This is a genomic window from Bacillus sp. FSL K6-3459 (genome assembly GCF_038003305.1).
Classification (GTDB): domain Bacteria; phylum Bacillota; class Bacilli; order Bacillales; family Bacillaceae; genus Bacillus; species Bacillus pumilus_O.
Map to the genome: position 1 here is coordinate 698,645 of NZ_JBBOOW010000001.1, position 23,550 is coordinate 722,194.

The 23,550-nt window shown below is 41.2% G+C and carries 20 protein-coding genes and 2 pseudogenes; 13 read left to right on the top strand and 9 right to left on the bottom strand.

Annotation, left to right across the window (positions count from 1 at the left end):
- Positions 1-22 precede the first annotated feature (22 nt).
- Positions 23-3,232, top strand: coding sequence for an efflux RND transporter permease subunit (locus MHI35_RS03310; RefSeq protein ID WP_335349142.1), 3,210 nt, complete (start codon positions 23-25; stop codon positions 3,230-3,232).
- Positions 3,233-3,279: 47 nt separating this feature from the next.
- Here the strand turns inward: MHI35_RS03310 and MHI35_RS03315 are convergent, their stop codons facing one another.
- Positions 3,280-4,233 carry a nucleoside hydrolase gene (locus tag MHI35_RS03315; RefSeq protein ID WP_335349143.1) on the bottom strand — a complete coding sequence of 318 codons (954 nt, stop codon included), beginning with the start codon at positions 4,231-4,233 and terminating at the stop codon, positions 3,280-3,282.
- Positions 4,234-4,414: 181 nt separating this feature from the next.
- On the opposite strand from MHI35_RS03315, the gene MHI35_RS03320 reads away from it, so the two are divergent.
- The 4 genes and pseudogenes from MHI35_RS03320 to MHI35_RS03335 all read left to right on the top strand — a co-directional run.
- On the top strand, positions 4,415-5,323 hold the full coding sequence (locus MHI35_RS03320) for a diacylglycerol kinase (protein ID WP_211063763.1): 909 nt from the start codon (positions 4,415-4,417) through the stop codon (positions 5,321-5,323).
- A gap of 60 nt (positions 5,324-5,383) precedes the next feature.
- Complete coding sequence (gene rlmD, locus MHI35_RS03325) at positions 5,384-6,766, top strand: 23S rRNA (uracil(1939)-C(5))-methyltransferase RlmD (protein WP_335349144.1); 1,383 nt, start codon at positions 5,384-5,386, stop codon at positions 6,764-6,766.
- A 252-nt stretch (positions 6,767-7,018) separates the two neighbouring features.
- Positions 7,019-7,993: a tRNA dihydrouridine synthase gene (locus MHI35_RS03330; protein ID WP_012009196.1), complete on the top strand. Its 975-nt coding sequence runs from the start codon at positions 7,019-7,021 to the stop codon at positions 7,991-7,993.
- A 107-nt stretch (positions 7,994-8,100) separates the two neighbouring features.
- A pseudogene (locus tag MHI35_RS03335) lies at positions 8,101-8,550 on the top strand (SMI1/KNR4 family protein); the annotation flags it as partial.
- A 135-nt stretch (positions 8,551-8,685) separates the two neighbouring features.
- Here the strand turns inward: MHI35_RS03335 and MHI35_RS03340 are convergent.
- Positions 8,686-9,450 carry a MurR/RpiR family transcriptional regulator gene (locus MHI35_RS03340; RefSeq protein WP_335349145.1) on the bottom strand — a complete coding sequence of 255 codons (765 nt, stop codon included), beginning with the start codon at positions 9,448-9,450 and terminating at the stop codon, positions 8,686-8,688.
- Between the two features lie 148 nt (positions 9,451-9,598).
- Between MHI35_RS03340 and MHI35_RS03345 the strand changes: the two genes are divergently transcribed.
- A complete protein-coding gene (locus MHI35_RS03345) occupies positions 9,599-11,179 on the top strand; it encodes an alpha-glucoside-specific PTS transporter subunit IIBC (protein WP_335349146.1) in 1,581 nt (526 codons plus the stop codon).
- A 26-nt stretch (positions 11,180-11,205) separates the two neighbouring features.
- Entirely contained in the window at positions 11,206-12,534 is a 1,329-nt protein-coding gene (locus MHI35_RS03350) for a 6-phospho-alpha-glucosidase (RefSeq protein ID WP_335349147.1), read from the top strand.
- 112 nt (positions 12,535-12,646) lie between these two features.
- On the opposite strand, the gene MHI35_RS03355 is transcribed toward MHI35_RS03350, so the two are convergent.
- Positions 12,647-13,018 (bottom strand): hypothetical protein, encoded by a 372-nt coding sequence (locus tag MHI35_RS03355; protein WP_335349148.1) that lies wholly within the window; start codon positions 13,016-13,018, stop codon positions 12,647-12,649.
- Positions 13,019-13,201: 183 nt separating this feature from the next.
- On the opposite strand from MHI35_RS03355, the gene MHI35_RS03360 reads away from it, so the two are divergent.
- Positions 13,202-13,639 carry an Rrf2 family transcriptional regulator gene (locus MHI35_RS03360; protein ID WP_119124532.1) on the top strand — a complete coding sequence of 146 codons (438 nt, stop codon included), beginning with the start codon at positions 13,202-13,204 and terminating at the stop codon, positions 13,637-13,639.
- A 65-nt stretch (positions 13,640-13,704) separates the two neighbouring features.
- Positions 13,705-14,619 carry an NAD(P)/FAD-dependent oxidoreductase gene (locus MHI35_RS03365; protein WP_211063755.1) on the top strand — a complete coding sequence of 305 codons (915 nt, stop codon included), beginning with the start codon at positions 13,705-13,707 and terminating at the stop codon, positions 14,617-14,619.
- A gap of 9 nt (positions 14,620-14,628) precedes the next feature.
- Here the strand turns inward: MHI35_RS03365 and MHI35_RS03370 are convergent, their stop codons facing one another.
- Positions 14,629-14,829: a hypothetical protein gene (locus MHI35_RS03370; protein WP_211063754.1), complete on the bottom strand. Its 201-nt coding sequence runs from the start codon at positions 14,827-14,829 to the stop codon at positions 14,629-14,631.
- A gap of 113 nt (positions 14,830-14,942) precedes the next feature.
- Here MHI35_RS03370 and MHI35_RS18865 point away from each other — a divergent pair.
- A pseudogene (locus tag MHI35_RS18865) lies at positions 14,943-15,590 on the top strand (DUF3885 domain-containing protein).
- 33 nt (positions 15,591-15,623) lie between these two features.
- On the opposite strand, the gene MHI35_RS03385 reads toward MHI35_RS18865, so the two are convergent.
- Positions 15,624-16,952, bottom strand: coding sequence for a 6-phospho-beta-glucosidase (locus MHI35_RS03385; protein WP_012009206.1), 1,329 nt, complete (start codon positions 16,950-16,952; stop codon positions 15,624-15,626).
- 199 nt (positions 16,953-17,151) lie between these two features.
- On the opposite strand from MHI35_RS03385, the gene MHI35_RS03390 reads away from it, so the two are divergent.
- On the top strand, positions 17,152-17,883 hold the full coding sequence (locus MHI35_RS03390) for a MurR/RpiR family transcriptional regulator (protein ID WP_335349151.1): 732 nt from the start codon (positions 17,152-17,154) through the stop codon (positions 17,881-17,883).
- Between the two features lie 17 nt (positions 17,884-17,900).
- On the opposite strand, the gene MHI35_RS03395 is transcribed toward MHI35_RS03390, so the two are convergent.
- On the bottom strand, positions 17,901-19,100 hold the full coding sequence (locus tag MHI35_RS03395; RefSeq protein ID WP_211063751.1) for an MFS transporter: 1,200 nt from the start codon (positions 19,098-19,100) through the stop codon (positions 17,901-17,903).
- A 145-nt stretch (positions 19,101-19,245) separates the two neighbouring features.
- On the opposite strand from MHI35_RS03395, the gene MHI35_RS03400 reads away from it, so the two are divergent.
- On the top strand, positions 19,246-19,725 hold the full coding sequence (locus MHI35_RS03400; RefSeq protein ID WP_211063750.1) for an aminoacyl-tRNA deacylase: 480 nt from the start codon (positions 19,246-19,248) through the stop codon (positions 19,723-19,725).
- A gap of 34 nt (positions 19,726-19,759) precedes the next feature.
- On the opposite strand, the gene MHI35_RS03405 is transcribed toward MHI35_RS03400, so the two are convergent.
- Positions 19,760-20,668, bottom strand: coding sequence for a LysR family transcriptional regulator (locus MHI35_RS03405; protein ID WP_211063749.1), 909 nt, complete (start codon positions 20,666-20,668; stop codon positions 19,760-19,762).
- A gap of 103 nt (positions 20,669-20,771) precedes the next feature.
- Between MHI35_RS03405 and MHI35_RS03410 the strand changes: the two genes are divergently transcribed.
- Positions 20,772-21,971, top strand: coding sequence for an MFS transporter (locus tag MHI35_RS03410; RefSeq protein WP_211063748.1), 1,200 nt, complete (start codon positions 20,772-20,774; stop codon positions 21,969-21,971).
- A 66-nt stretch (positions 21,972-22,037) separates the two neighbouring features.
- On the opposite strand, the gene MHI35_RS03415 is transcribed toward MHI35_RS03410, so the two are convergent.
- Both MHI35_RS03415 and MHI35_RS03420 read right to left on the bottom strand, forming a co-directional pair.
- A complete protein-coding gene (locus tag MHI35_RS03415) occupies positions 22,038-23,117 on the bottom strand; it encodes a DUF3900 domain-containing protein (RefSeq protein WP_211063747.1) in 1,080 nt (359 codons plus the stop codon).
- A 198-nt stretch (positions 23,118-23,315) separates the two neighbouring features.
- Positions 23,316-23,465, bottom strand: a complete 150-nt coding sequence (locus MHI35_RS03420; protein WP_003213883.1) for a DUF1540 domain-containing protein — start codon at positions 23,463-23,465, stop codon at positions 23,316-23,318.
- Between the last annotated feature and the right edge of the window lie 85 nt (positions 23,466-23,550).

Below are 23,550 nucleotides of genomic sequence, written 5' to 3' on the forward strand. Positions count from 1 at the left end.
ATAAAGGAAAATGGAGGACATAATGAATTCGATCATCAATTTTGTATTAAAGAATAAGTTCGCTGTATGGCTCATGACGATTATCGTAACAGTTGCTGGTCTATATGCCGGATTGAATATGAAACAAGAATCAATCCCGAATATTAACACTCCAGTCATTACGGTTTCTACAACGTATTCTGGCGCAACGCCGGACGAAGTATCAGATAAGGTGACCAACCCGATTGAGAAGTCTATTCAAAACCTCAACGGAGTCAATGTTGTCACATCCAATTCATTTGAAAATGCCTCATCTATTCAAATCGAGTACGATTACAATAAAGACATGGATGAAGCAAAGAAGGAAATTGAAGATGCGATTAGCAATATCAATTTTCCAGAAAATGCAGAAAAACCAAAAATCGCACGCTTTAGCATTAACGCAATTCCAATCTTAGCAATCAGTGTCTCTGGTGATAAAGAATCATTAGAAGACCTTACACAGAAAGTAGAAAACGACCTTGTTCCTTCCATTGAAGGATTAGACGGTGTCTCTTCTGTTGAAGCTTCAGGACAGCAAATCAAAGAAGTAGAATTTTCTTTTAAACAAAAGAAATTGAAAGAATACGGTTTAGATGAAGAAACCGTCCAAAACATGATCAAAGGCTCTGATGTCAATGTACCATTAGGTCTATACACATTTGGCAACAAACAAAAATCAGTTGTCGTGGACGGCAATATCTTAAGCGTCAAAGATTTGAAAAACATGCGAATCCCTGTCACACCAAGTGCAAGCGCTGGAGCTGGAGCACCATCTAGCGGCGCTGAAAACCCAGGTGCGCAAGGTGCAGAGCAGCAGGCTGGAAATGCAAGTCAGCAGCAGGCAGCAGCTCAGCAGCAACCTGGTGCAGGGGCAGCAAGCGGTCAATCTGTAGAACTGCCAACGATCAAGCTCTCTGACATTGCGGATATTAAAGTAGTAAAAGAGGCAGAATCGATTTCTAGAACGAATGGAAAAGACAGCATCGGTCTGCAAATTGTCAAAGGTTCTGATGCCAACACTGTGAGTGTGGCAGAAGAAGTGACGAAAGAGCTTGAGAAATTCAAAAAAGACAATAAAGGAATCAAAGTCAGCACGACATATGATCAAGCAGAGCCGATTAAAGAATCTGTCAGCACAATGCTGAACAAGGCGATCATTGGAGCAATCTTTGCGATTATTATCATTATGTTGTTCCTTCGAGATATCAAATCAACATTAATTTCGGTCATCTCTATTCCGTTATCCCTGTTGATTGCTGTTTTATTATTAAATCAGCTTGATATCACATTAAATATCATGACACTTGGGGCCATGACCGTTGCCATTGGGCGTGTGGTCGATGACTCGATTGTGGTCATAGAAAATATCTATCGACGAATGGCGTTAAAGGATGAACCGTTAAAAGGCAAGGCACTCGTCAGAGAAGCCACAAAAGAAATGTTTATCCCAATTATGTCTTCGACGATTGTCACAATTGCGGTATTCTTACCATTAGCATTAGTAGGCGGAATGATTGGTGAGCTATTCATCCCATTTGCGCTAACGATTGTGTTTGCTTTACTTGCTTCACTGCTTGTTGCCATTACGATTGTTCCAATGATGGCACACAGTCTATTTAAAAAGAACCTGTATGGCACAGCGAAAAAAGTGAAAGAGCATAAACCAAGTAAGCTTGCCGGCGGTTATAGACGTGTACTCAACTGGACGCTGAACCATAAATGGATCACATCAGGAATTGCCATCCTTATGCTTGTCGGAAGCTTATTCTTAGCACCACTTGTCGGTGTCAGCTTCTTACCACAGCAAGCCGAAAAGACGGCGATGGTGACATATACACCTGAGCCGGGACAAACGAGAGAGCAAGCAATCGATGAAACGAAAAAAGCAGAAGAATATTTGATCAAACGTGACCATGTCAATACTGTTCAATATTCACTAGGTTCTTCAAATCCTATGACAGCAAGTGTAGGGGGCAACTCTAATGGTGCGTTATTCTTCGTACAATATGACGATGACACGCCAAACTTTGATAAAGAAAAAGATAAAGTAACGAAAGCACTGCAAGACAAAACGTCTAAAGGGGAATGGAAATCACAAGACTTCTCGTCTGCTGGCGCAAGCAATACTGTAACGTACTACGTCTACGGTGACAAAGTAAGCGATATTGAAGGCACAGTAAAAGATGTCGAGAACATCTTAAAAGATGAGAAAAACTTAAAAAATGTCAGCACAAGCTTATCTGAGAAATACGACGAATATACGTTTAATGCAGATCAAGAAAAACTGGCGAAGCTAGGTTTAACTGCTTCACAAATCGCTCAAGCAATTGCTCCTCAAAATAGCGAAACAACGCTAACGAAAGTCACAGAGGACGGCAAAGAACTTGATGTAAAGCTTCAAACTGAAAAAGACGAATATAAGAGCAAAAAAGATTTAGAAAATAAAAAAATCACAACTCCTACAGGACAAGAAGTCCGAATTGGTGATGTCGTAAAAGTAAAAGATGGTACGACAGCAAATACAGTGACAAAACGTGATGGGAAAATCTACGCAGAAGTGTCTGGTGACATGACAACAGACAACGTCTCAAGTGTAACGCAGGATGTTCAGAAGAAAGTCGACAAGCTTGATGTGAAATCGGGCGTAACGATTGACACAGGTGGCGTAAGTGCGGATATTCAGGAATCCTTTACACAGCTTGGTCTCGCAATGCTTGCAGCAATTGCCATTGTGTACCTCGTTCTCGTCATCACATTTGGCGGAGGTCTTGCACCATTTGCGATTCTATTCTCACTACCATTTACGGTAATTGGTGCACTTGTCGGACTATTTATAGCAAAAGAAACCATCAGCTTAAATGCCATGATAGGATTGCTTATGCTGATCGGGATCGTTGTGACAAATGCCATTGTCTTCATTGACCGCGTTATTCATAAAGAAAACGAAGGTCTTTCAACAAGAGAAGCATTACTGGAAGCAGGTACAACAAGACTACGACCAATCTTAATGACGGCACTTGCAACGATTGGTGCACTGCTGCCACTTGCATTAGGATTTGAAGGCGGAAGCCAGATCGTATCAAAAGGACTTGGCGTCACCGTCATTGGTGGTTTAACAAGTTCTACACTTCTCACATTGGTCATCGTCCCAATCGTGTATGAAATTTTAAGCAAGTTCAGACGTAAGAAAAAGTACGCTGAAGAAGAATAAGAGGAAGCCCCGTCTATTGGCAGCCCCGTCTATTGGCGGGGCTTTTTTTATGTTGAAATCCGACAAACAGCTTTTCTCATGAGCTCTTCAAATGCGTGAAAAAAGGCATCACGATCAACATAATCAATCACTTGTATTGACTTTCCATCTGGGTGCTCTTCGGTACGTCCTTGCTTTGGTGTGTCGGTATAAACGATTGCGTTCACTTCTTTTGAATGAGTAAATGTTGAAGAAGCAAGCGTCATCGTAGTGAGTACGTCCCATAAGTAATACGTCGAATTTGTTTCATGATGAATGAGCGGTGGACAAAAGGCGTAACACTGTCCAATAAAATCAATCCCAATGTGAGAACGAAGGGAAGCCCAGCGCTGACGCACATCAAGTGTAAGTGGAACTTGATTTGTGCTTTCAAGTGCGACCATATCAATAGGAAAGCGTTCCTTGAAGACGGTGCTGACAGCATAAGGGTCCCAAAATGCATTCCATTCTGCTGTCCCATCATGCTCGGGTTCCTCCACATTCCCTTTTGCAAGAAACGTACCGCCCATCCATACCAATTTTTCAATTTTATTAGAGATGGAAGGATCTTCTTCTAAAGCGCGAGCAAGATCTGTGAGCGGGCCTGTAAAGAGTAGCGTGACAGGTTCTGCTGCCTTTTTAACGGTTTCGATTAAATGAAGGTGTGCTGGAAGCTTGGACACATTTGTATCAACAGTGCCTTTCTCGTTTAAAATAGGTAAGGCATCCACATAAAAAGCATGCATGCGCCACTCTTTCGGAAAAGGATTGACGCCTCTAGAATTTGAAGCAGCGACTTCAATGTCATAAGGGCTAAATCGATCAATGATTTTTTGAGATGCACTGAGAGCGGGCTCTAAATAGCAATCAGCAGGAATAACAGACGTCCCGATCACTTTCAGGTGTTCCATTTGAAGGAGAAGAAATAACGAAACGAGATCATCAACACCGCCATCATGATTAAAATAGACAGGCTTTTTCATCGCAAACCATCCTTTACAGCGTTTTCTTTTATCTTATCAGAATGCTTTCTTGCTGAGGTAAATGTGGCAAGAGATTTCTAATATTAGGTGGTTGTTCTGTTGCCATTTTCAAATCTCATAGTATAATTAAAGGTTGTTAGTGGTGAAAATAGATTGCATAATGAATATAGGATGATGATGAATGAAACGTGCTCGAATTATATACAATCCGACATCTGGGCGTGAAATCTTCAAGAAGAATTTGCCGCAGGTTTTGCAAAAATTTGAACAAGCTGGCTATGAAACATCTTGTCATGCAACGACATGTGCAGGAGATGCGACACAAGCAGCTGAAAAAGCCGCACAGAGAGACTTTGATTTAATTGTAGCAGCAGGTGGAGACGGCACGATCAATGAAGTCGTCAACGGACTAGCCCCGCTTGAAAAAAGACCAAAACTAGGAATTATTCCGGTTGGAACAACAAATGACTTCGCAAGAGCACTTGGTATTCCACGAGAAGGTGTTTTAAAAGCAACAGATGCCATTATAGATGGTGTAGCGAAGCCGCTTGATATCGGTAAAGTCAATGGCCATTATTTTATTAATATTGCAGGAGGCGGCCGGTTAACAGAGCTCACTTATGAAGTGCCTAGTAAGCTGAAGACAATGCTTGGACAGCTTGCGTATTATTTAAAAGGCATGGAGATGCTTCCTTCGATCCGCCCGACAGAAGTCGAAATTGAATATGACGGCAAATTGTTTCATGGAGAAATCATGCTGTTTCTTGTTTCACTCACAAACTCAGTAGGCGGCTTTGAAAAGCTAGCGCCAGATTCCGTTTTAGATGATGGGATGTTTGACCTGATTATTTTAAAGAAGGTCAACCTAGCAGAAGCCATTCGAGTAGTCAGCCTTGCACTTCGAGGCGAGCATATTCATGATAACAATGTCATCTACGCAAAAGCGAACCGCGTAAAAGTAGATGTAAAAGATAAAATGCAATTGAATTTAGATGGAGAATACGGCGGCATGCTGCCAGGTGAATTTGAAAATCTGTATCGTCATATAGAATTTATTGTGCCAAAAGCAACAGCTGAAAAAATAGGGTAGAGATTGAACTTGGTTCCTTATGGCGCCAAGTTTTTCTTTGCAAATGAGGTGATAAAATTGGTGAAAATGAAACCGCCTGTTGAAAAGAATGAATACTACAATGTAACCTTCGAAGACTTGACGCACGAAGGTGCAGGTGTAGCGAAAATTGAAGGATTCCCTGTCTTTGTACCGAATGCCCTTCCAGACGAACAAGGGAAAATCAAAGTCACACGTGTGAAAAAAGGATTTGCTTTTGGGCGACTCATGGAGCTGACAAAGGAAAGTCAGCATAGGCAAGATGCGCCATGTCCTATCTATAAGCAGTGCGGAGGCTGTCAAATTCAGCACATGAGCTATGAAGGCCAGCTGCTATTTAAACAGAAACAAGTGAAGGACGTTTTAGAGCGGATCGGCAAACTTGATATGAGCCGTGTAAAAGTTCATCCTGTGCTCGGAATGGAAAATCCATGGAATTACCGAAACAAAGCACAAGTTCCAGTTGGCGAACGTGAAGGCGGACTTGTTGCAGGATTTTATCAGCAGCGTACCCATGAAATCATTGATATGGAAAAATGTTTGATCCAGCAATCAGAAAACGATGAAGTCGTTCAAGCTGTCAAAGAAATATGCCAAGCGTTCGGTATCAAAGCATATAACGAAGAACGTCATAAAGGCTGGCTTCGCCATGTCATGGTTCGCTACGGCATTGCAACAGGTGAGATGATGGTCGTTTTTGTCACAAGAACGGCTGAATTCCCGCAAAAACAGCAAGTGATTGAGCAGATTATAGCACGCTTCCCGCATGTTCGGTCAATTGTGCAAAACGTGAATTCAAAGAAGACAAATGTCATTTTCGGAGATGAAACGACCATTTTATGGGGAGAAGAATACATTTATGACACAATTGGCGACATCAAATTTGCTATTTCAGCCCGCTCATTTTATCAAGTAAACCCAGCTCAAACAAAAGTACTTTACGACAAAGCACTTGAATATGCCGAACTGCAAGGCGAAGAAACCGTCATCGATGCGTATTGCGGAATCGGTACGATTTCCTTGTTTCTCGCACAAAAAGCGGGCAGAGTATATGGCGTAGAAATTGTGCCAGAAGCAATTGAAGACGCAAAACGCAACGCTGCCTTAAACGGAATCAACAACGTCGAATTCGCAGTCGGCGAAGCAGAAACTGTTATCCCAAACTGGTACAAAGAAGGCATCAAAGCAGACACCCTCGTCGTCGATCCACCAAGAAAAGGCTGTGACGAGGCACTGCTTGACACTATTTTAAAAATGAAACCAAACCGCGTTGTTTATGTGTCCTGTAATCCTGGGACGCTAGCTCGTGATTTGCGAATTCTTGAGGATGGTGGGTATGTGACGGAGGAAGTGCAGCCTGTGGATATGTTTCCGCATACGAGTCATGTGGAGTGCGTGGCTAGTCTCGTGATTCAACAGTCATAATGTATTGAAGCATCCCGATTTCGTGATATAACACCGATATCGGGATATTTTTATTTTAGCGTCCCTTCACCTGAATACAAAACGATAATTATAGGTCGAAAATTAATCTTTACCCCGTATTTGGTTTTGAAATGTCCTTTTTTGCAATTTTGCCTAGTTCATATTAAAGTATATAATGATAAAAATTGCTGAAAGAATTTACAGAAGGACATGCCCTTTAGGCGCTATGTCATGAGAGGAATTGAACGAAAGATGAGTAAAAATTTCTGGCGTGATTTACCGCGGCCATTTTTTATATTAGCACCAATGGAAGAAGTGACAGATGTTGTGTTTCGTCATGTTGTGAGTGAGGCGGCGAGACCTGATGTGTTTTTCACAGAGTTTACGAATAGTGAGAGCTATTGCCATCCTGATGGGATTCAAAGTGTGAAGGGACGATTAACCTTTACAGAGGATGAGCAGCCGATTGTTGCTCATATTTGGGGCGACAAGCCTGAGAACTTTAGACAGATGAGCATTGGAATGGCGGAATTAGGTTTTCAGGGGCTTGATATTAATATGGGCTGTCCTGTCCCGAATGTCACACAAAACGGGAAGGGCAGTGGATTGATTCTTCGCCCAGATGTTGCGGCAGAGCTGATTCAAGCGGCAAAAGCAGGGGGATTACCCGTTAGCGTCAAAACAAGACTTGGTTTTACAGAGGTTGATGAATGGCACGATTGGCTCAGACACATTTTGGAGCAAGACATTGTGAACTTATCGATTCACCTTCGTACTAGAAAGGAAATGAGCCAGGTGGATGCGCATTGGGAGCTCATTCCTGAGATTATAAAACTTCGTGATGAAGTAGCACCTGATACGCTTTTGACGATCAATGGTGATATTCCTGATCGTCAAACGGGCTTAAAGCTTGCTGAACAGTATGGAGTGGATGGTGTGATGATTGGACGTGGGATTTTCCATAACCCATTTGCCTTTGAAAAAGAGCCGAAGGAGCATACAAGTGATGAACTGCTTGGTCTTTTAAGATTACATCTTGATCTTCATGATCAATACTCATCACTAGGCTTGCGCCCTTTCAAGGCACTGCACCGTTTCTTTAAGATTTATGTAAAAGGATTCAGAGGAGCGAGCTTCCTAAGAAACCAATTAATGAACACATCCTCAACAGATGAAGTGCGTGCAATGCTAGATGAATTTGAAGCGAGAAATCAAGAACAATCATGATGAAAAAGAGGAGGGGATGCCCTTCTCTTTTTTCTATGAATAGGACTATTAAACTAGTTGCCCCAAATGGTAAAATGAGATAGGAATAACATTTGGAGGTAATTTATTTGAAATCATTTTGGGATAAAGACATAGAAAGCGAAGAGACATTTAAGAAAATCAATGAGAAAGGTATTGCAAAAGCAGAAAAGAAGCTAGGCGTCATCTTGCCTGATACATATAAGAAGCTTATCCTCGAACAAAATGGCGGTTATACCCTGCATAACGCCTTTCCAACGAACCAGCCAAATGGATGGGCAGAGGATCATGTGTCATTTGATCATTTAAGAGGAATTGCCAAAGGCGAAGGGATCATGGATAGTGATTATTTAATAGAAGAATGGGAATTGCCTGAGGGACTTGTGCTCATTTGTGGGGATGGTCATACGTGGATCGCATTAGATTATAGAGAAACAAAGGAACATCCGCCGGTGCATTACTTTGATCTTGAATATGAGACGGATTTCAAATTAGCGGATTCGTTTGATGAACTGCTTGCGGGGCATTATACTGCTGAATAGCATGGAGCAGTCATCACTTATTTCAGAAAAATACTTTGGTGTTTTTTGAGAGAGACAAAAGTGTCTCTCTTTTTTTGTGAAGAAATATTTAATCATTCACCATTTGTCTCCAAGAATGTGTGCTTGTTAATTTTAGTTCCTATTATTTAATTGGTTCCATTTCCACTCACTAAATTTTCTGACGATCATATCTACCACAATGTAAAATGGCAGAAAGCTTGAGTTGTCCACTTTGTTATACAAAGGAAACGGGGTGCTACTTACATAGATGTTAAACATAGCATTTTGTGCAAGAAGGTTATTTCTTAATGTGGTCATACTGATAAATTTGACATGTCTCGTTTTCACCAATTGAATGATTTCATCTAAATCCTTCGATTCGCCCGATAAAGAAATGATAAATAAAAGGTCATCCTCACCAAATTCAATGATTCCATCTGTTAAGTCTCTCTTGCTTCGTAATACTTGAGATTTCTTATGCAGTGACCATAGCTGTCGTTGTACATCATTGGCTAAATCGAGCTGTGCAGTTCCTGTACCATAAATATAAATATACGGTGCGTGGTCAATCAGTTGATTTAATTGATGAAAGTCCAGCTGCTCCATATATTTTCTTGTCTGCCGGATATCTTGATCGAGCAGCTTCATTAAATCCTGTGTTGATTCTTCAGTAAGATGATTTAATTTCACATAAGATTTTAAGTCACTGTAGCCGTCGAAACCTATTTTCTTGGCAAGTCGATGGATGGAGGAGATGGAAGTGTGAGCATACCGAGCAAGATCCTGAATTTTCATTGTCTTCATTTCTTCAAGATGATCGTGAATCGTTTTAATAATATGCAGGTCATTCTTATTTAAATCTTCGAAGTATTCGTTTACCAGCTTGTCCAATATCATGCGATGTGCCCTCCAACATGAAAATATTTTCTTCCTGTGAAAATATAATCTAATGTTACAACTTGATTTCTAAATACGTCAATCCTATTGGTTTTTGTAAGCGCTCCCTTTACAGTGGTGTTATGGATCAAACAAAGGGGTGATGCTTATGAATGCAATCAAGCGATTTGGTAGTGCTATGGTAGTTCCAGTCCTTTTATTCGCGTTTTTTGGTATTGTTGTCGGTCTTGCGACATTATGCAAGAATCCAGCGATTATGGGGGAGGTGGCTGCAGAAGGTACAATGTGGTATAAGATTTGGACACTGATTGAAAGTGGAGGATGGACGATTTTCAATCATATGGAGCTGGCATTTGTGATTGGCTTGCCAATCTCTCTTGCAAAAAAAGCGCAAGCACGTGCTACGCTCGCGGCTTTAATGATTTATCTTGTATTTAACAATTATATTCATGCTATATTGACACTTTGGCCGTCCACTTTTGGTGTTGATTTATCGCAAGGAGTCGAGAACGTAGCGGGTGTAAAAGAAATTGCAGGTATCCCTACGCTCGATACAAGTATCATTGGTGCGGTGGCGATATCAGGAATCGTCATTTGGATTCATAATCGTTTTTATGATCAAAAACTGCCTGAAATGCTCGGGATTTTCCAAGGGCTTGTCTTTGTTGCCATCATCGGATTCTTTGTGATGATTCCTATTGCTTTTATCGTGGCTTTTGTATGGCCCTATGTTCAGCAGGGAATTCAATCTCTCCAAGGCTTTATGTCACAGTCTGGTTATATTGGTGTCTGGCTGTTTCATTTCTTGGAAAGGGTGTTGATTCCAACAGGACTTCACCATTTTATTTATACACCTTTTGAGTTTGGTCCAGCGGCAGTAAATGGAGGGTTAAAACCATATTGGATTGCTCACTTAAATGAATTTGCGACCTCAACTTCCGATTTGAAGGATGTATATCCATACGGATTTTTACTGCATGGAAATATTAAGATGTTCGGCTGTTTAGGGATAGCTCTAGCGATGTATTTTTCTACACCGAAGGAAAACAGAAAAAAGGTTCTCGCATTGGTATTACCCGCCACATTAACAGCGGTATTTGCCGGAATTACAGAACCACTTGAATTTACATTTCTGTTTCTCGCGCCTTACTTATTTGTCATACATGCACTTCTTGGAGCGACCATGGTGACAATCATGAATATGTTTGGTGTTGTCGGAATGATGGGTTCAGGGCTTATAGAAATAGCTGCATTGAACTGGATTCCGCTCTCTTCAAATCATGGAGGGACTTATCTGATCCAGTCCATCATTGGACTTCTATTTACAGCATTGTATTTTGTCATATTTAGATGGGTGATTGTGAAATTTGATATTCCATTACCAGGACGAAAACATGAGAAGGAGACTAGGCTATATACAAAACAAGATTATGAGAATGCTAATAAAAAAGATCATGGCAAAAAGGAAGCGCCCGTTTATGCGTCTGAGTATGAAGAGAAAGCCGTTTATTTTTTAGGAGGACTTGGTGGAAAAGAAAATATTAAAGATGTGACAAACTGTGCTACACGTCTGCGTATTACAGTGATTGACCCTAGCTTGGTGAAAGATAGGGAATACTTCACAAAACATAAAATGGCACACGGAATGGCTAAGAGTGGTCAAAGCATTCAAATCATTGTTGGCTTAAGTGTACCGCAAGTGAGAGAGTCCTTTGAGGCAAAACTTTAAATTGATTGAAAAAGGAGCTGGATATCATGAAAAAAACATTTAATATTACCATTGCCGGAGGCGGAAGTACTTTTACACCAGGGATCATTTTAATGCTGTTAAACTATTTAGAAGAGTTCCCAATTCATACTATAAAACTCTATGATAATGATGAAGCTAGACAAAAGACAATTGCGGATGCATGTGAGATTATGTTAAAAGAACGAGCACCAGAAGTGCGACTACTGGCAAGTACTGACCCAGAAGAAGCTTTTACTCAAGTCGATTTTGTAATGGCACATATCCGTGTCGGCAAATATGCCATGCGTGAATTAGATGAGAAAATTCCATTAAAGCATGGAGTAGTTGGACAGGAAACATGCGGTCCAGGGGGAATAGCTTACGGTATGCGATCTATTCCAGGTGTATTAGAACTTGTAGATTATATGGAAAAATACTCACCTGAAGCTTGGATGTTAAATTATTCTAACCCTGCAGCGATAGTAGCAGAGGCTACTCGTAAGTTAAGACCGAATGCCAAAATTTTAAACATATGTGATATGCCAATTGGAATTGAAGAATTGATTGCAAAGAATTTAGGCTTATCTTCCCGTAAAGAACTGGAAGTAGATTACTATGGTTTGAATCATTTTGGCTGGTGGACAGATATTCGAGATAAAAAAGGAAATAGCTTAATGCCTGAGGTCATTCAGCATGTAAGCCAGCATGGTTATGCAACAGATGGAACATCTGAACTAGAACAGCAAAAGAGCTGGAACAGCACATTAAAAAAAGCCAAAGATATTCAAGCACTTGATCCAAAAACCGTACCGAATACGTATTTGAAATACTATCTATTTCCAGATGAAGAAGTGGCACATTCAAATATTGCGTTCACGCGTGCCAATGAAGTGATGGAGGGGCGGGAAGCCTTTGTTTTTAGTGAATGTCAGGCCATCATTGATAGAGGAACTGCAAAGGAAACAAAGCTAGCCATTGATGAGCACGCTTCTTATATCGTTGATTTGGCAAGAGCCATTGCTTTTAATAAAAAGGAACGGATGCTGATGATTGTGGAGAACAATGGCGCCATCATGAACTTTGATCCAACAGCCATGGTCGAAATTCCTTGTATCGTTGGCAGCAACGGTCCAGAAAAATTAGTGGTTGGAGAAATTCCTAGATTTCAAAAAAGCCTCATGGAGCAGCAAGTTGGCGTAGAAAAATTAGTAGTAGAAGCATTTGAAGAAGGGTCCTATCAAAAACTATGGCAGGCCATTACCTTATCGAAAACGGTGCCGAGTGCTAATGTAGCAAAGGATATTTTAGACGACTTAATTGTAGCAAATCAAGCCTTTTGGCCAAAGTTAACATAACACGAGAATAAGCAATATGGGCGTTACAATGCTCATATTGCTTATTTTTTTCAATCGATGGATTGTGAAGGAGACGAAAAGACCCCCTTTTCAAAAGGGGGTCACCATGTCCTTACTCCGCACTCTCCTCAACCTCACGGCTATCTTCTGTTTCACCAATATAAATAGGGCCGTTTGCATGGTCGAGTCGGATTGGCCATTCGTATGGAATTTGAAGTCGTTTAGCAATACCTCTCCAGAATTTTGTGGAATCATATTCAAATTCTTGGAAGTCTTTTAATAAGTCTTTGTAAGACGAGCCATCAAATTGAATGAACATGTCTTGAAGGCGTATGAACGCAACATGTCTCACTTCTAATGCTGCCGCAGCTTCCATTTCTTCTTCTGTTGCTTCTCCAATGATTGTTCCTGCGGGTGGAATCATGTCGTATACGTTAAATTCATCTTCTTCTTCGTGTACTGCATTTTGCTGTTGATCTGACATTTCTCTTCACTCCTTCTAGTCTTCATCAAGCTTTTATTCGTGCTTACCTCTATTATCGGAAGGAAATGCGAAATGTGGAATGAAAAAAGAAGCAGATTCACAATACTTGCTTTTTCTTCTTGAATCTTTTATGATCAATTACAGATATAAAAGATCTATAATGGATAGAAAGGAAATCTTCTGATGAAATATTCTAAAGCGACCAACTATGCACTTCATACGATGGTCTTTTTAACACTTGCTCCAAAGGGAAAAGCAATAGGCGTTGAGCCTCTCGCTAAGATGCAAGACCTTTCAGCCACCTATTTATCTAAAATTTTAACAAAGCTTGTGAAGGCAGGATTGATTGAATCAACACCTGGCGCAAAAGGTGGTTACACCATTCTGAAAAAGAAAGAGGATATTTCATTTTTAGACGTCATTCAAGCGGTAGAAGGTCAAACCAATTTATTTCGTTGTTCCTTAGAACATGATTCTTTCATGCCTCATGATGGTTGTTTGATTGAACAAGCCATGCAGGATGTTGAAACGAAAATGCAAGAAACACTTAGTCAAAAGCGGCTAGTTGATATCGCTAGCCAAATTGAGCAGACAGAAAAAAATCCATTTTTCAAGATGTGATTTTTTTTGAATAAATTATAGATATTAAGAGTCTTTAAAGTCTTGAATAAAAAGGAGAGATTGATATGTTATTAGATTGTGCCATCATTGGAGGCGGACCAGCTGGATTAAGTGCAGCACTTGTTGTGGGGCGGGGCAGAAAACAGGTCATTGTATTCGATGACGAGTTACCGAGAAATCGAGTGACTCAGGAATCACATGGATTTATTACAAACGATGGAATGACACCGTTTGAGATCAGACAAGCGGGAGAAGCAGATCTTCAAAACTACTCTCATATCCAAATCAAACGAAGCAGAATTGTTGAGATACAAAAAAATAAGGACAACTTTACGTTACTGACACAAGAGGAAGAAAGATTTGAAGCGAAGAAAATCATATTGGCAACAGGACTAAAGGATATATTGCCAGAGATGAAGGGGATTCATGAAGTGTATGGAAAGACGTTGTTTACCTGTCCTTTCTGTGATGGCTGGGAGCTAAAGGACAAGCCGCTTGCGCTCATTGCTAAGAATTCACGTGCTTTGCATATGGCTAAACTTCTTTCCAATTGGACAAAGGATTTAATTGTGTTTACGAATGGGAAGCAAGTGTTTGCTGAAGAGGAGAAGGCATTGCTATCAGCACATTCTATACAAGTCATTGATGTACCGATTATGTCCATTCATCATGAGAATGGACAAATGCACTCTCTTCACCTTGCGGATGGGGAAACAGTGAATAGAGAAGGCGGATTTGTCGCAAGTGAATTTAAGCAGTCAGCTCCATTTGCTGAAATATTAGGCTGTCAAATGACGAAAAATGGCGGCATTGAAACAGATATTCTTGGACGTACAACCGTCAGCGGTGTCTTTGCATGCGGTGACAATTTAGGCGGCCCTGCTCAACTTGTTCTTGCAGCTGCTGCTGGCAGTCAAGCAGGAATGGGCGTCATTCATGAACTCGTACAAGAGGAGTTTCAAGAAAAAACATCTCTATAAAAGAGATGTTTAGCGATGAACGCTTTTCCGTTTTACTAAAATGTGAGCTGTCCATTCAAAAAGTGCGTAGATGACAAAGAAGATCAAAATCCAGCTGCTGACATCTACCCAGACATTGGAAAGATGAATGACATTTACCTGATCAAGTCCAGCCTGTAGCCACATAGTGATCAATGCGGTGAGGAACACCTGTAAAAACCATTTTTTCAATTGGTCACACCTCCATCTCTTTCTATCATATAAGAAATGACAGTTTATTTCCAATTGTATTCCCATCAGTTTCAACGGTAAAATAAGAAATAAAACCAATGGAAGGACATGACATGAGCGATCAAATCAATAGTTTTTTTAAAAGTCATTTTCCGGATCTTGTCCTCACGCCTCCTCTTTTTTATGAATGGCCTTTTGGGCTTCGCTTTGAAGTGGCAGATTGGTCATTAGGAGAAGAATCGGTTGTATTAGAAAAAGCAGGGGATCGTGCTTTGAAAATTGTCAGATATGCTTTTGATCCAGAAGACGATATTCTATTTGTCACAGATGTCTATACGCAGCATGAACATGAATTAATGAAGAAAAAGCTCCTAGTTTATCAGAAGTATGTTCGCCGGCAAGTACGCAAACGATTGCGTCACTAGCTTTTGACCTATGTCATATCAGAACTAGATGAGCCCCTGACCTTGGAGAGATTTACGTTGACTTGCCAGCTACAAGATATACGATTACGCCCACTGCTGCATGCCATATGCCAAGAGGATTTCTATGCACCGAATCAAATTTTGAACGGGAAGCTTGGTTATGAAATTTATCTCATCAATCTCTCAAAACAGATGATTTTCCACTTATATGATGATCGTGGCTGTGATCTTATTGCGGCAGATGATGAGCGTCTTCGGCCCGTCTATGAGGGCTTACAGCACTGGCTATTAGACTATGACCGCCCTCAGATGGATCAGTTGTTTACAGAGAAATAAGAAAACCGCACTTTTGACAAGTGCGGTTCTGTTTTATGCTTCTACTTTATTGAAGAATTGTGGTAAATATTCTTTGTGTGCTTCTAGCATCTCATCTAGGATGCTTTTTGCAATCGCATCTGATGGGACGAGCGGGTTGATCGTCATTGCGACAAGTGCTGTGTTGTAATCTCCTGTCACGGCTGCTTCAGCGGCAACACGTTCAAAGGATTTAATTTGAGAAATCAGTCCTTTGACTGCGACTGGCATTTCGCCAACAGCGATTGGTTTAGGGCCGTCTTTTGTGATGACGCAGTTCAGTTCTACAGCAGAATCATTCGGAATGTCACTGATGGCACCATTGTTAATGGTGTTCACAGGCTGAATATCATGCTTGTCGTTATAAATCGATGCAATCAAGTTACAAGCGGCATCACTGTAGTAGGCACCGCCTCGTTTTTCAAGCTGTGGTGGCTTGATATCAAGATCAGGGTCTTTGTACAGTTCGAACAAGTCATTTTCAAGTGCACGAACGACTTCTGCACGAGTTCCTTCATTCTCTGCTGCTTTCTTTTCTTCAGCCAGCATATCACTTGTTTTGTAGTAGTAGCGGTGATATGGACATGGAATCACGCCGAGCCCTTTTAAGAAATCAGCATCCCACGGAATGGCTTGAATATTGTTCATTGACATCGTAGAGTTTGGATCTGCCATGTCTTCAATGACTTGATCCATGATGCTTTTACCATCTAAGAATACGTTGAGCCCGAAGACCATATGGTTTAATCCAGCAAAGCTGACTTCGACTCTGCTTGCGTCGACATCAAGTCCTTTGGCAATGCCCATGCGAATACCGATTGGCACGTTGCATAAGCCAACGACTTTGCGATGGTTTGAATAGCGAAGAACGGCTTCTGTGACCATACCAGCTGGGTTGGTGAAATTCACAAGCCATGCATCTGGGCATAGTTCTTCAATATCTTTCACAATATCCAAAATGACTGGAATGGTACGAAGTCCTTTGAATAGACCTCCTGGACCATTCGTTTCCTGACCAATGACATCATATTTTAAAGGAATGCGTTCATCCTTCATACGTGCTTCAAGAAGTCCGACACGGAATTGTGTTGTGACGAAGTCAGCGCCTGCAAGCGCTTTTCGGCGATCTAATGTTAAATGAACATCGATTGGAAGTCCTGCTTTTTTGACCATTCGTTTTGCAAGATCTCCGACGATTTCAAGCTTTTCTTTTCCCGCTTCAATATCGACAAGCCAAAGCTCGCTAATCGGAAATTCATCGTACCGTTTAATAAATCCTTCTACAAGTTCTGGTGTATAGCTTGATCCTCCGCCAATTGTGACAACCTTTAATCCTTTTGCCATGTGCTGCACCTCCGAATAATGTAACGCGCAATGTTATAATAGAGAAAAGCCAATTCTTTTGTTTGTACATCTATAGCTTATCGTGAGAGCGTCTCGTGCGTAAATGACTTCAGCGTCTTTAGGCAAGGGTGCCCTATTTAGAGATTTGTTACATAAAAGAAACACATTGTGACATGCTGTTGGAGAAAGGGGAAGTCAGATGTTTTCAAGTGAGGTTATTTCCAGCTTTAATGAACTAGAAAGCGCTTTATACCGATACATCATGGAAAACAGTGAAAAGGTCGTGTATATGAGAATTCGGGACTTAGCAGATGCAGCCCATATCTCCACCTCGTCTGTCCTTCGCTTTTGCCGAAAAGTGAATTGTGAAGGTTTTTCAGAGTTTAAAGTGAAACTCAAAATGTATTTAGAATCAGAGCGGACACCTACTTTAAAAAGCACCCAGCACTTTTTATATGAATTTATTGAACGTACCCTAAAAGGGGACTTTGAAGGAAAGATTAAAGAGGCAGCAAGCCTCATTGCCGATGCAAAAAATGTGCTGTTTATTGGTACTGGTAGCTCTGGTATTTTGGCGCAGTATGGGGCAAGGTATTTTTCAAGTCTTGAGAAATTTTCATTTTACATTAATGATCCGTTTTTCCCGATGAATATGCAGTATTTAGACAATAGTGTCACCATTGTGCTGTCTGTATCCGGGGAGAACAGTATTACGATTGATCATATTTCGAAGTTAAAAAGAGAAGGAAGCAAAATCATTAGTATTACCAACAATCAGCACTGCACGATTTCGCGCATTTCAGATCTAAACATTGCTTATTACGTGACAGACGAACGGGTTCATAGAGCCAATATTACGACACAGACGCCAGTTGTGTATATTTTAGAAGCGATGGCGCGTGATATGTTCACAATGTTAAAGGAAAAGTAAAAGAGCCGCTGCATGAATCAGCCGCTCTTTTTTTTCTGCCTCATAAAAGCGAGGATGGCAATCCCGGAACAGACGAGTACAAACAAACCGCCCAGCAAATACACAGTTCTCGCTCCGAATGCATCCGCAATCAATCCAACAAAGTAAATAGATAAACCGACAGATACTGAGGAAAGGACATAATGAGCCGAGTACACCTTTGATAAATCTCGGACGGGCGTTTCCGTTTGAAGAATGGTCTGCTGTGAAACATCTCGAATTTGATAAGCAGGCCCCATCAAAATACAAAGCAGCAAAGCAAGCCACGGCAGGCTGTTCAGTGAATAGACAATGGTCAGCGCTGCATAAATGAATGAACCAGCAGCCATAAAGAGAAGAAGCTGCTTTTGAATGAACCGGCTTATCCACGCAGCCAAGAGCCCGCCTAGAATGGCGCCGGTATAATAAGCGGCATTGATAAACCCCCACCAATCTTCACTTTCGTTTAAATCTTGTGTGACAAAGGCAAGCGTAATTGCACCGATCCACACAGCGCCTGCTATATTTTCACACACATCCATAAAGGTCAGGGTGCGAATAGTTTTGTTTGTCCAAATGATCTTCCAGCCATCCTTGACACTGTTCATCTTATTTGCTTTTCGAACGGTATCTTCTTGCTCAAGAAGAGGAAAGACAGGGGTGAAAAACAAATAAGACAACACAATCATCAAACAAGTGATCCACATTAAATAAAAGGGACCAATGAACAGGACAAGCATTCCAGTAAACGAATAGCCAGCAATTTGAACCGTTTGTTGAAAAATGGAGGCTGTACTATTCGCTTTCACAAGCTGATGTGCTGGCACAAGCACCGGCATGATGGCCTGTAATAAAGGACTGATAAACCCCCCTGAGATGGAAATGAGAATAAGTGCAACAAATAGCCAAACCATATGCTGCTCAAAGAAATGAAATTGGGCAGTAAACACGATGAGCATCCCAAGACGTAAAAGCGGGACCCATTTCAATAGCCGGCCTGCTTGAAAGTGATCTGCCAACACAGGAGAGATGAGCCCAGCTAATAGCTGACATAGCGTTCTTATTAACGGAAATAGAGCCGCATACGCAACAGATTGTGTATCTTGATAGATCACAAATGTGATGGTCATCACAAATAGAATATCACTCAGCATGAGAAGGCTTTTACTGCCTATATAACACCAAAATTTGTTTCCCATATCCACCCAGCTCCTTTCCAAAAACAAGTTCAGTATAGCATGGGGAATAAGGACCTAGAGGCTTTTCATTGAAAAATACATCTTAAGGATGAGAGGATTGTGATAAGCTAAATGAAAGAAATCTTAAAGAAAGGGGTTCAATTGATTGAAAAAATTACCGGCACATGACTTTTTGGACAAACACGACATCCCATATGAGATCAAAACATTTTCTTCCGAAACAGAGAAGGGAGCCGCAAATGTAGCAGCAGCTCTTGGTTTTCGTGAGAGACAAATGATCAAAACATTGATTTTTGAAACAGGGGAAGGGGAGCAACTGCTTGTGATGGTTGGCGCTGACCAGCATATTAAATCAGGGAAACTAAAGAAAGCGGCTGGCTCCCGTAATATTAAAATGGCATCACCAGAGAAGGTTCTAGAAGTGACGGGCTACCGAATTGGCTCAATACCGCCGTTTTGCTGGCAGCCAGAAGGCTTCCGCACCATCATTGAAGCTTCGCTATTAGAGGAAGAAATATTAGGCGTTGGAGCAGGTGAATGGGGAAATGAAATACTGATTACACCAGAACAATTAGTGAAAGCCTCAAAGGCTATACCGTATGACATCGTGCAGCCAGCAGAATAGATAAAAGTGCCTGTTTCTCATACAGGCACTTTTTTTAATTTGCAGCCGGCTCCTTAAATGGACCGATCTCTTTCGTTTGCAGAAAGGCATCCACGGTTCTATTTTCTTCAAGATCATTCGCTCGTTTGCAAATCACAACAGGTCTGACGATTTCTACGCCTTCGATATATACACGTCCAATCTCATTCCTCTTGAGACTACCTTGAACCGCATCACGGGGAACAAGCGTGATCCCATAGCCAGCTTTGATCATTTGAATCGCTTCATGAACACCGCTGAATTGTAAATCAACAGTCGGTTTTTTAATTCCTTTCGATGTGAACAGGGAAAAGAGCTTATCTCTTGTGGAGCTGCCTTCTTCACGCATCAAAAAAGGCTCCAGACTCAGACGCTCTAACGGAACGGTTTTTCCGTTCAACGGATGGTCTACTGGCACAACAAAATCATAGCTTAAATTCGTCAAATGAGAGGTCACGATCTCCTCATGATGCAAATCTTCAATTACGGCGATGGCGACATCTGATTCATATTGAAGCAGGCTCTCAATCACTTGAGCGGAGTTTCCACTTTTTAATTCAATTTCTGTCTGTGGAGATGCCGTTTTAAATGCAGCCAGCCAATCAGGCAGCAAAAAGTTGAGTGGTACGTAGGTAGAAGCGATGCGGAGGCGCCCCTTCTTCCCATTTTGCAATAGCGTGATCTGATATTCTACTTCCTTTTCAGCCTCAAATACTTGCCGGGCATAAGGGTACAGCATCTTTCCCATTTCTGTGAGCTTAATTCCTCGGCCGTTTCGTTTAAAAAGGCGAAATCCGATCTCGCGTTCAATGCTTCTAAGCTGGGCCGTCACAGCTGGCTGTGTTAAAGAGAGTACATCTGCAGTTTGTGTGACGCTTTTTGTCTCTGCAACCTTTGCAAAAATCCGAAGGGCATGTAAATTCAAATTCGCACCACCTATCAATTATTTTGATAAATCAATCAAAAACATTCATTAGATTTATTATAAAGCATCCCTTATCGTAAAGGTAGCGAAGGGGGAAGAAAAAATGGATCGTCGTCAAAAGCAAGTTGTGTCAATATCGCTCATCACAGCATTTGCACTTATTGGGGATTCAATGCTCTATATTGTTCTTCCAGTCTATTGGAAAGAGATTGGTTTATCATCCATTTGGGAGGTCGGGTTACTGCTGTCTATCAATCGATTCATTCGTATCCCGCTAGCACCTGTCGTATGGTGGCTCTATCGCTATATCCCAATGAAAACGGGTGTATTGATCGCGATTTTGATCGCATCAGTGACCACAATATTATATGGGGTGAGCGGCTTTTGGCTGCTGTTGATCTGCCGCTGCGCATGGGGTCTTGCTTGGACATTACTCCGTATGAGCGGGATGAGGGTTTTGGCTGAAATGGACGAAAGTTCACAGGGACATTTGACGGGGCTTTATAATGGGCTTTACCGGCTTGGTAGTTTATTTGGCATGTTATGTGGCGGAATCTTTGCTAGCTTGATCGGTTTCCAGTCCATGACGCTAGTCTTTGGCTTGCTCACATTGATGGGATGCATTTTTTATGTATCGCTGGATGAAATTGAAAAGAGAGAAGACATTCAGGTGTATCATGGCATCAAACAAAAGTGGTTTACACGAGATGTGGTAAAAGTACTAATAACAGGCATGCTGATCGCACTGATCATCCAAGGTTTATTCGCATCCACGCTAAGTCATGTCATTGAAGCAAAGATCGATCAGGATGAATTGACTCTGTTTGGCTTTGTCATCGGAGCTTCGGCTTTAAGCGGTGTGATTCAAGCACTCAGGTGGGGATGGGAACCATTTCTCGCACCGAGAACGGGCAAATGGTTTGATCGGCTTGTGATGAAGGAACGAATGCTTTGCTGGATGTTTCTTTCATTTGGAGGGCTCAGTTTTCTTGGAGTCATGCTGAAGGTAAGCGGCTGGTTCTTATTGATGCTGCTTTTGATTCAGCTGCTGGCAACGGTTGTCACAACGTTCACCGATACGCTTGCCTTTCAAAAAGCTTCTGCTCAAACAGATAAGAACCGTTTTCTTGCCAGCTATTCTTTTGTTCAAGATATGGGGGCTGCTTTAGGGCCTTTGTGTGGGTATACATTGATCCAGTTTTTCGGAACAAACAGCGTCTTTTGGCTGATGCTCGTCATAAGCCTCATGCTAGTCAGCATGTGGGTAAGAGGCGGGCAGCAAGTTTCTTCTAGTGCAGCGTAAAAAAATATAGCTTTATATCAAAAAACTGCCTCATGCAGCTGAGCGCAGGAGACAGTTTATATTGTCTTATTCTAAGTCTGAATCGTAGGCTTTTTGCGTGAGCTGGCTGACAACCTCTTTTAATCCATTTGGTTTATGGAATTCAACAGGTGTGCTTCCTTTTTCAAAGACGATTTGGTCTGCTTCGACGAGCACGACATATCGATTGTTGACCTTCGCAATATGGATCGAGTGGCCGAAGTCGGCTAAAAGTCCTTTGATTTCTGTTTCACCTAGACGCATTTTCATTGTGATATCAGGGGTTTGTTCCACAATGTGAGAAGCTGCTAGTGTGACCTGTTCTGTATCGAGTGTTTCTCTAATTTCTCGCTTTTCACTTGCTTCCCATATTTCAAGATCCTCTTCGAACTGCTTTAATTCTTCACTTTCATCCTGTAATGTTTCAAATACTTGTTCCTGCACCATATTCATGACCTGTGATTTCATGATTTCGGGCATAGATTCCCCGTATTCGACAAATTTCAGAAAGTCCTCAAAATAACGAGCATGTGAGGATTGGTGAATTTTCACTTCAGCTTCCTCCGTCATGCCCTCTTCTGGCATAAATGGGTATTGAATTGATTTCATGTTTTTTGTTGTAATCGCCATTTCTACTTTTTGGATCAAGGTAGATGTATCAGCGATAGAAGCGACTTTCTGTTCAAAATCGCATTTCATAATAAAAACAAAGGAGTCATCAAAGTACTTTTTAGGAACGGCGGACGCAACTAAAAAAACGCCGCCTCTGACAGCACTTGTATCTAAATACGTGCGAACAAACTGTTCACTGCATTCATTAAATACTTCTTTTGTATCGGCAAATCTCGTCTGATGAAATAAATTGTAGTTTGGATTTGAATCGAGTTCATGACCAGGCTCGACAATGAACCGGCCAATTTTGGTTGGTACTTGTTCTGATTTAGGGTGTCTGTCCACTTTTCGTTTGACGATTTTTTTTAGCTCACCATCTAAAAAGTCCTTCAGTTCACTTTGTTCAAATTCCTCTTGATCTAATGTTTGATAATGCTTGAACCGTTTATTTGCTTGTTCATCTTTGCCTTCGATTTCTACGACAAAGAATGATAGAAAACGTATCGTAAAATCCATTGATTGGTCACCACTTTTTCTTCTTCGGATATGTTGAGTATAGAAAAAGGAGTGAAAATCGTCAACGAATGGAGAAATTTCGTGTCATTATTTCCCGAGAAATGTTTCGTGAAAAACACTTGATAATAATTATCATTCTTGATAGAATGATAAAAGAAAAGAAGGAACCTGCCAGTTCCTTCATCTCAGAAAAACTACTTATTTTGTTTCAAATGTTTCGCAATCAGTTTCAGCATTGCGAGTCACATCAGTCATTGTGTTTTTACCAATTTTAATGGTAGAAGCCGTACAGCTGTTATCAGCCCAAAAACGGCAAGAGTTCACTTCACAAAGTACGTTTTGTGCCATGGAAATTCACCTCCGTGATTCATATTGTGAATGAAGCAAGCTGCCACTTGAATTCATTCCATCTAGTAGTCTCTTAATAATAAGA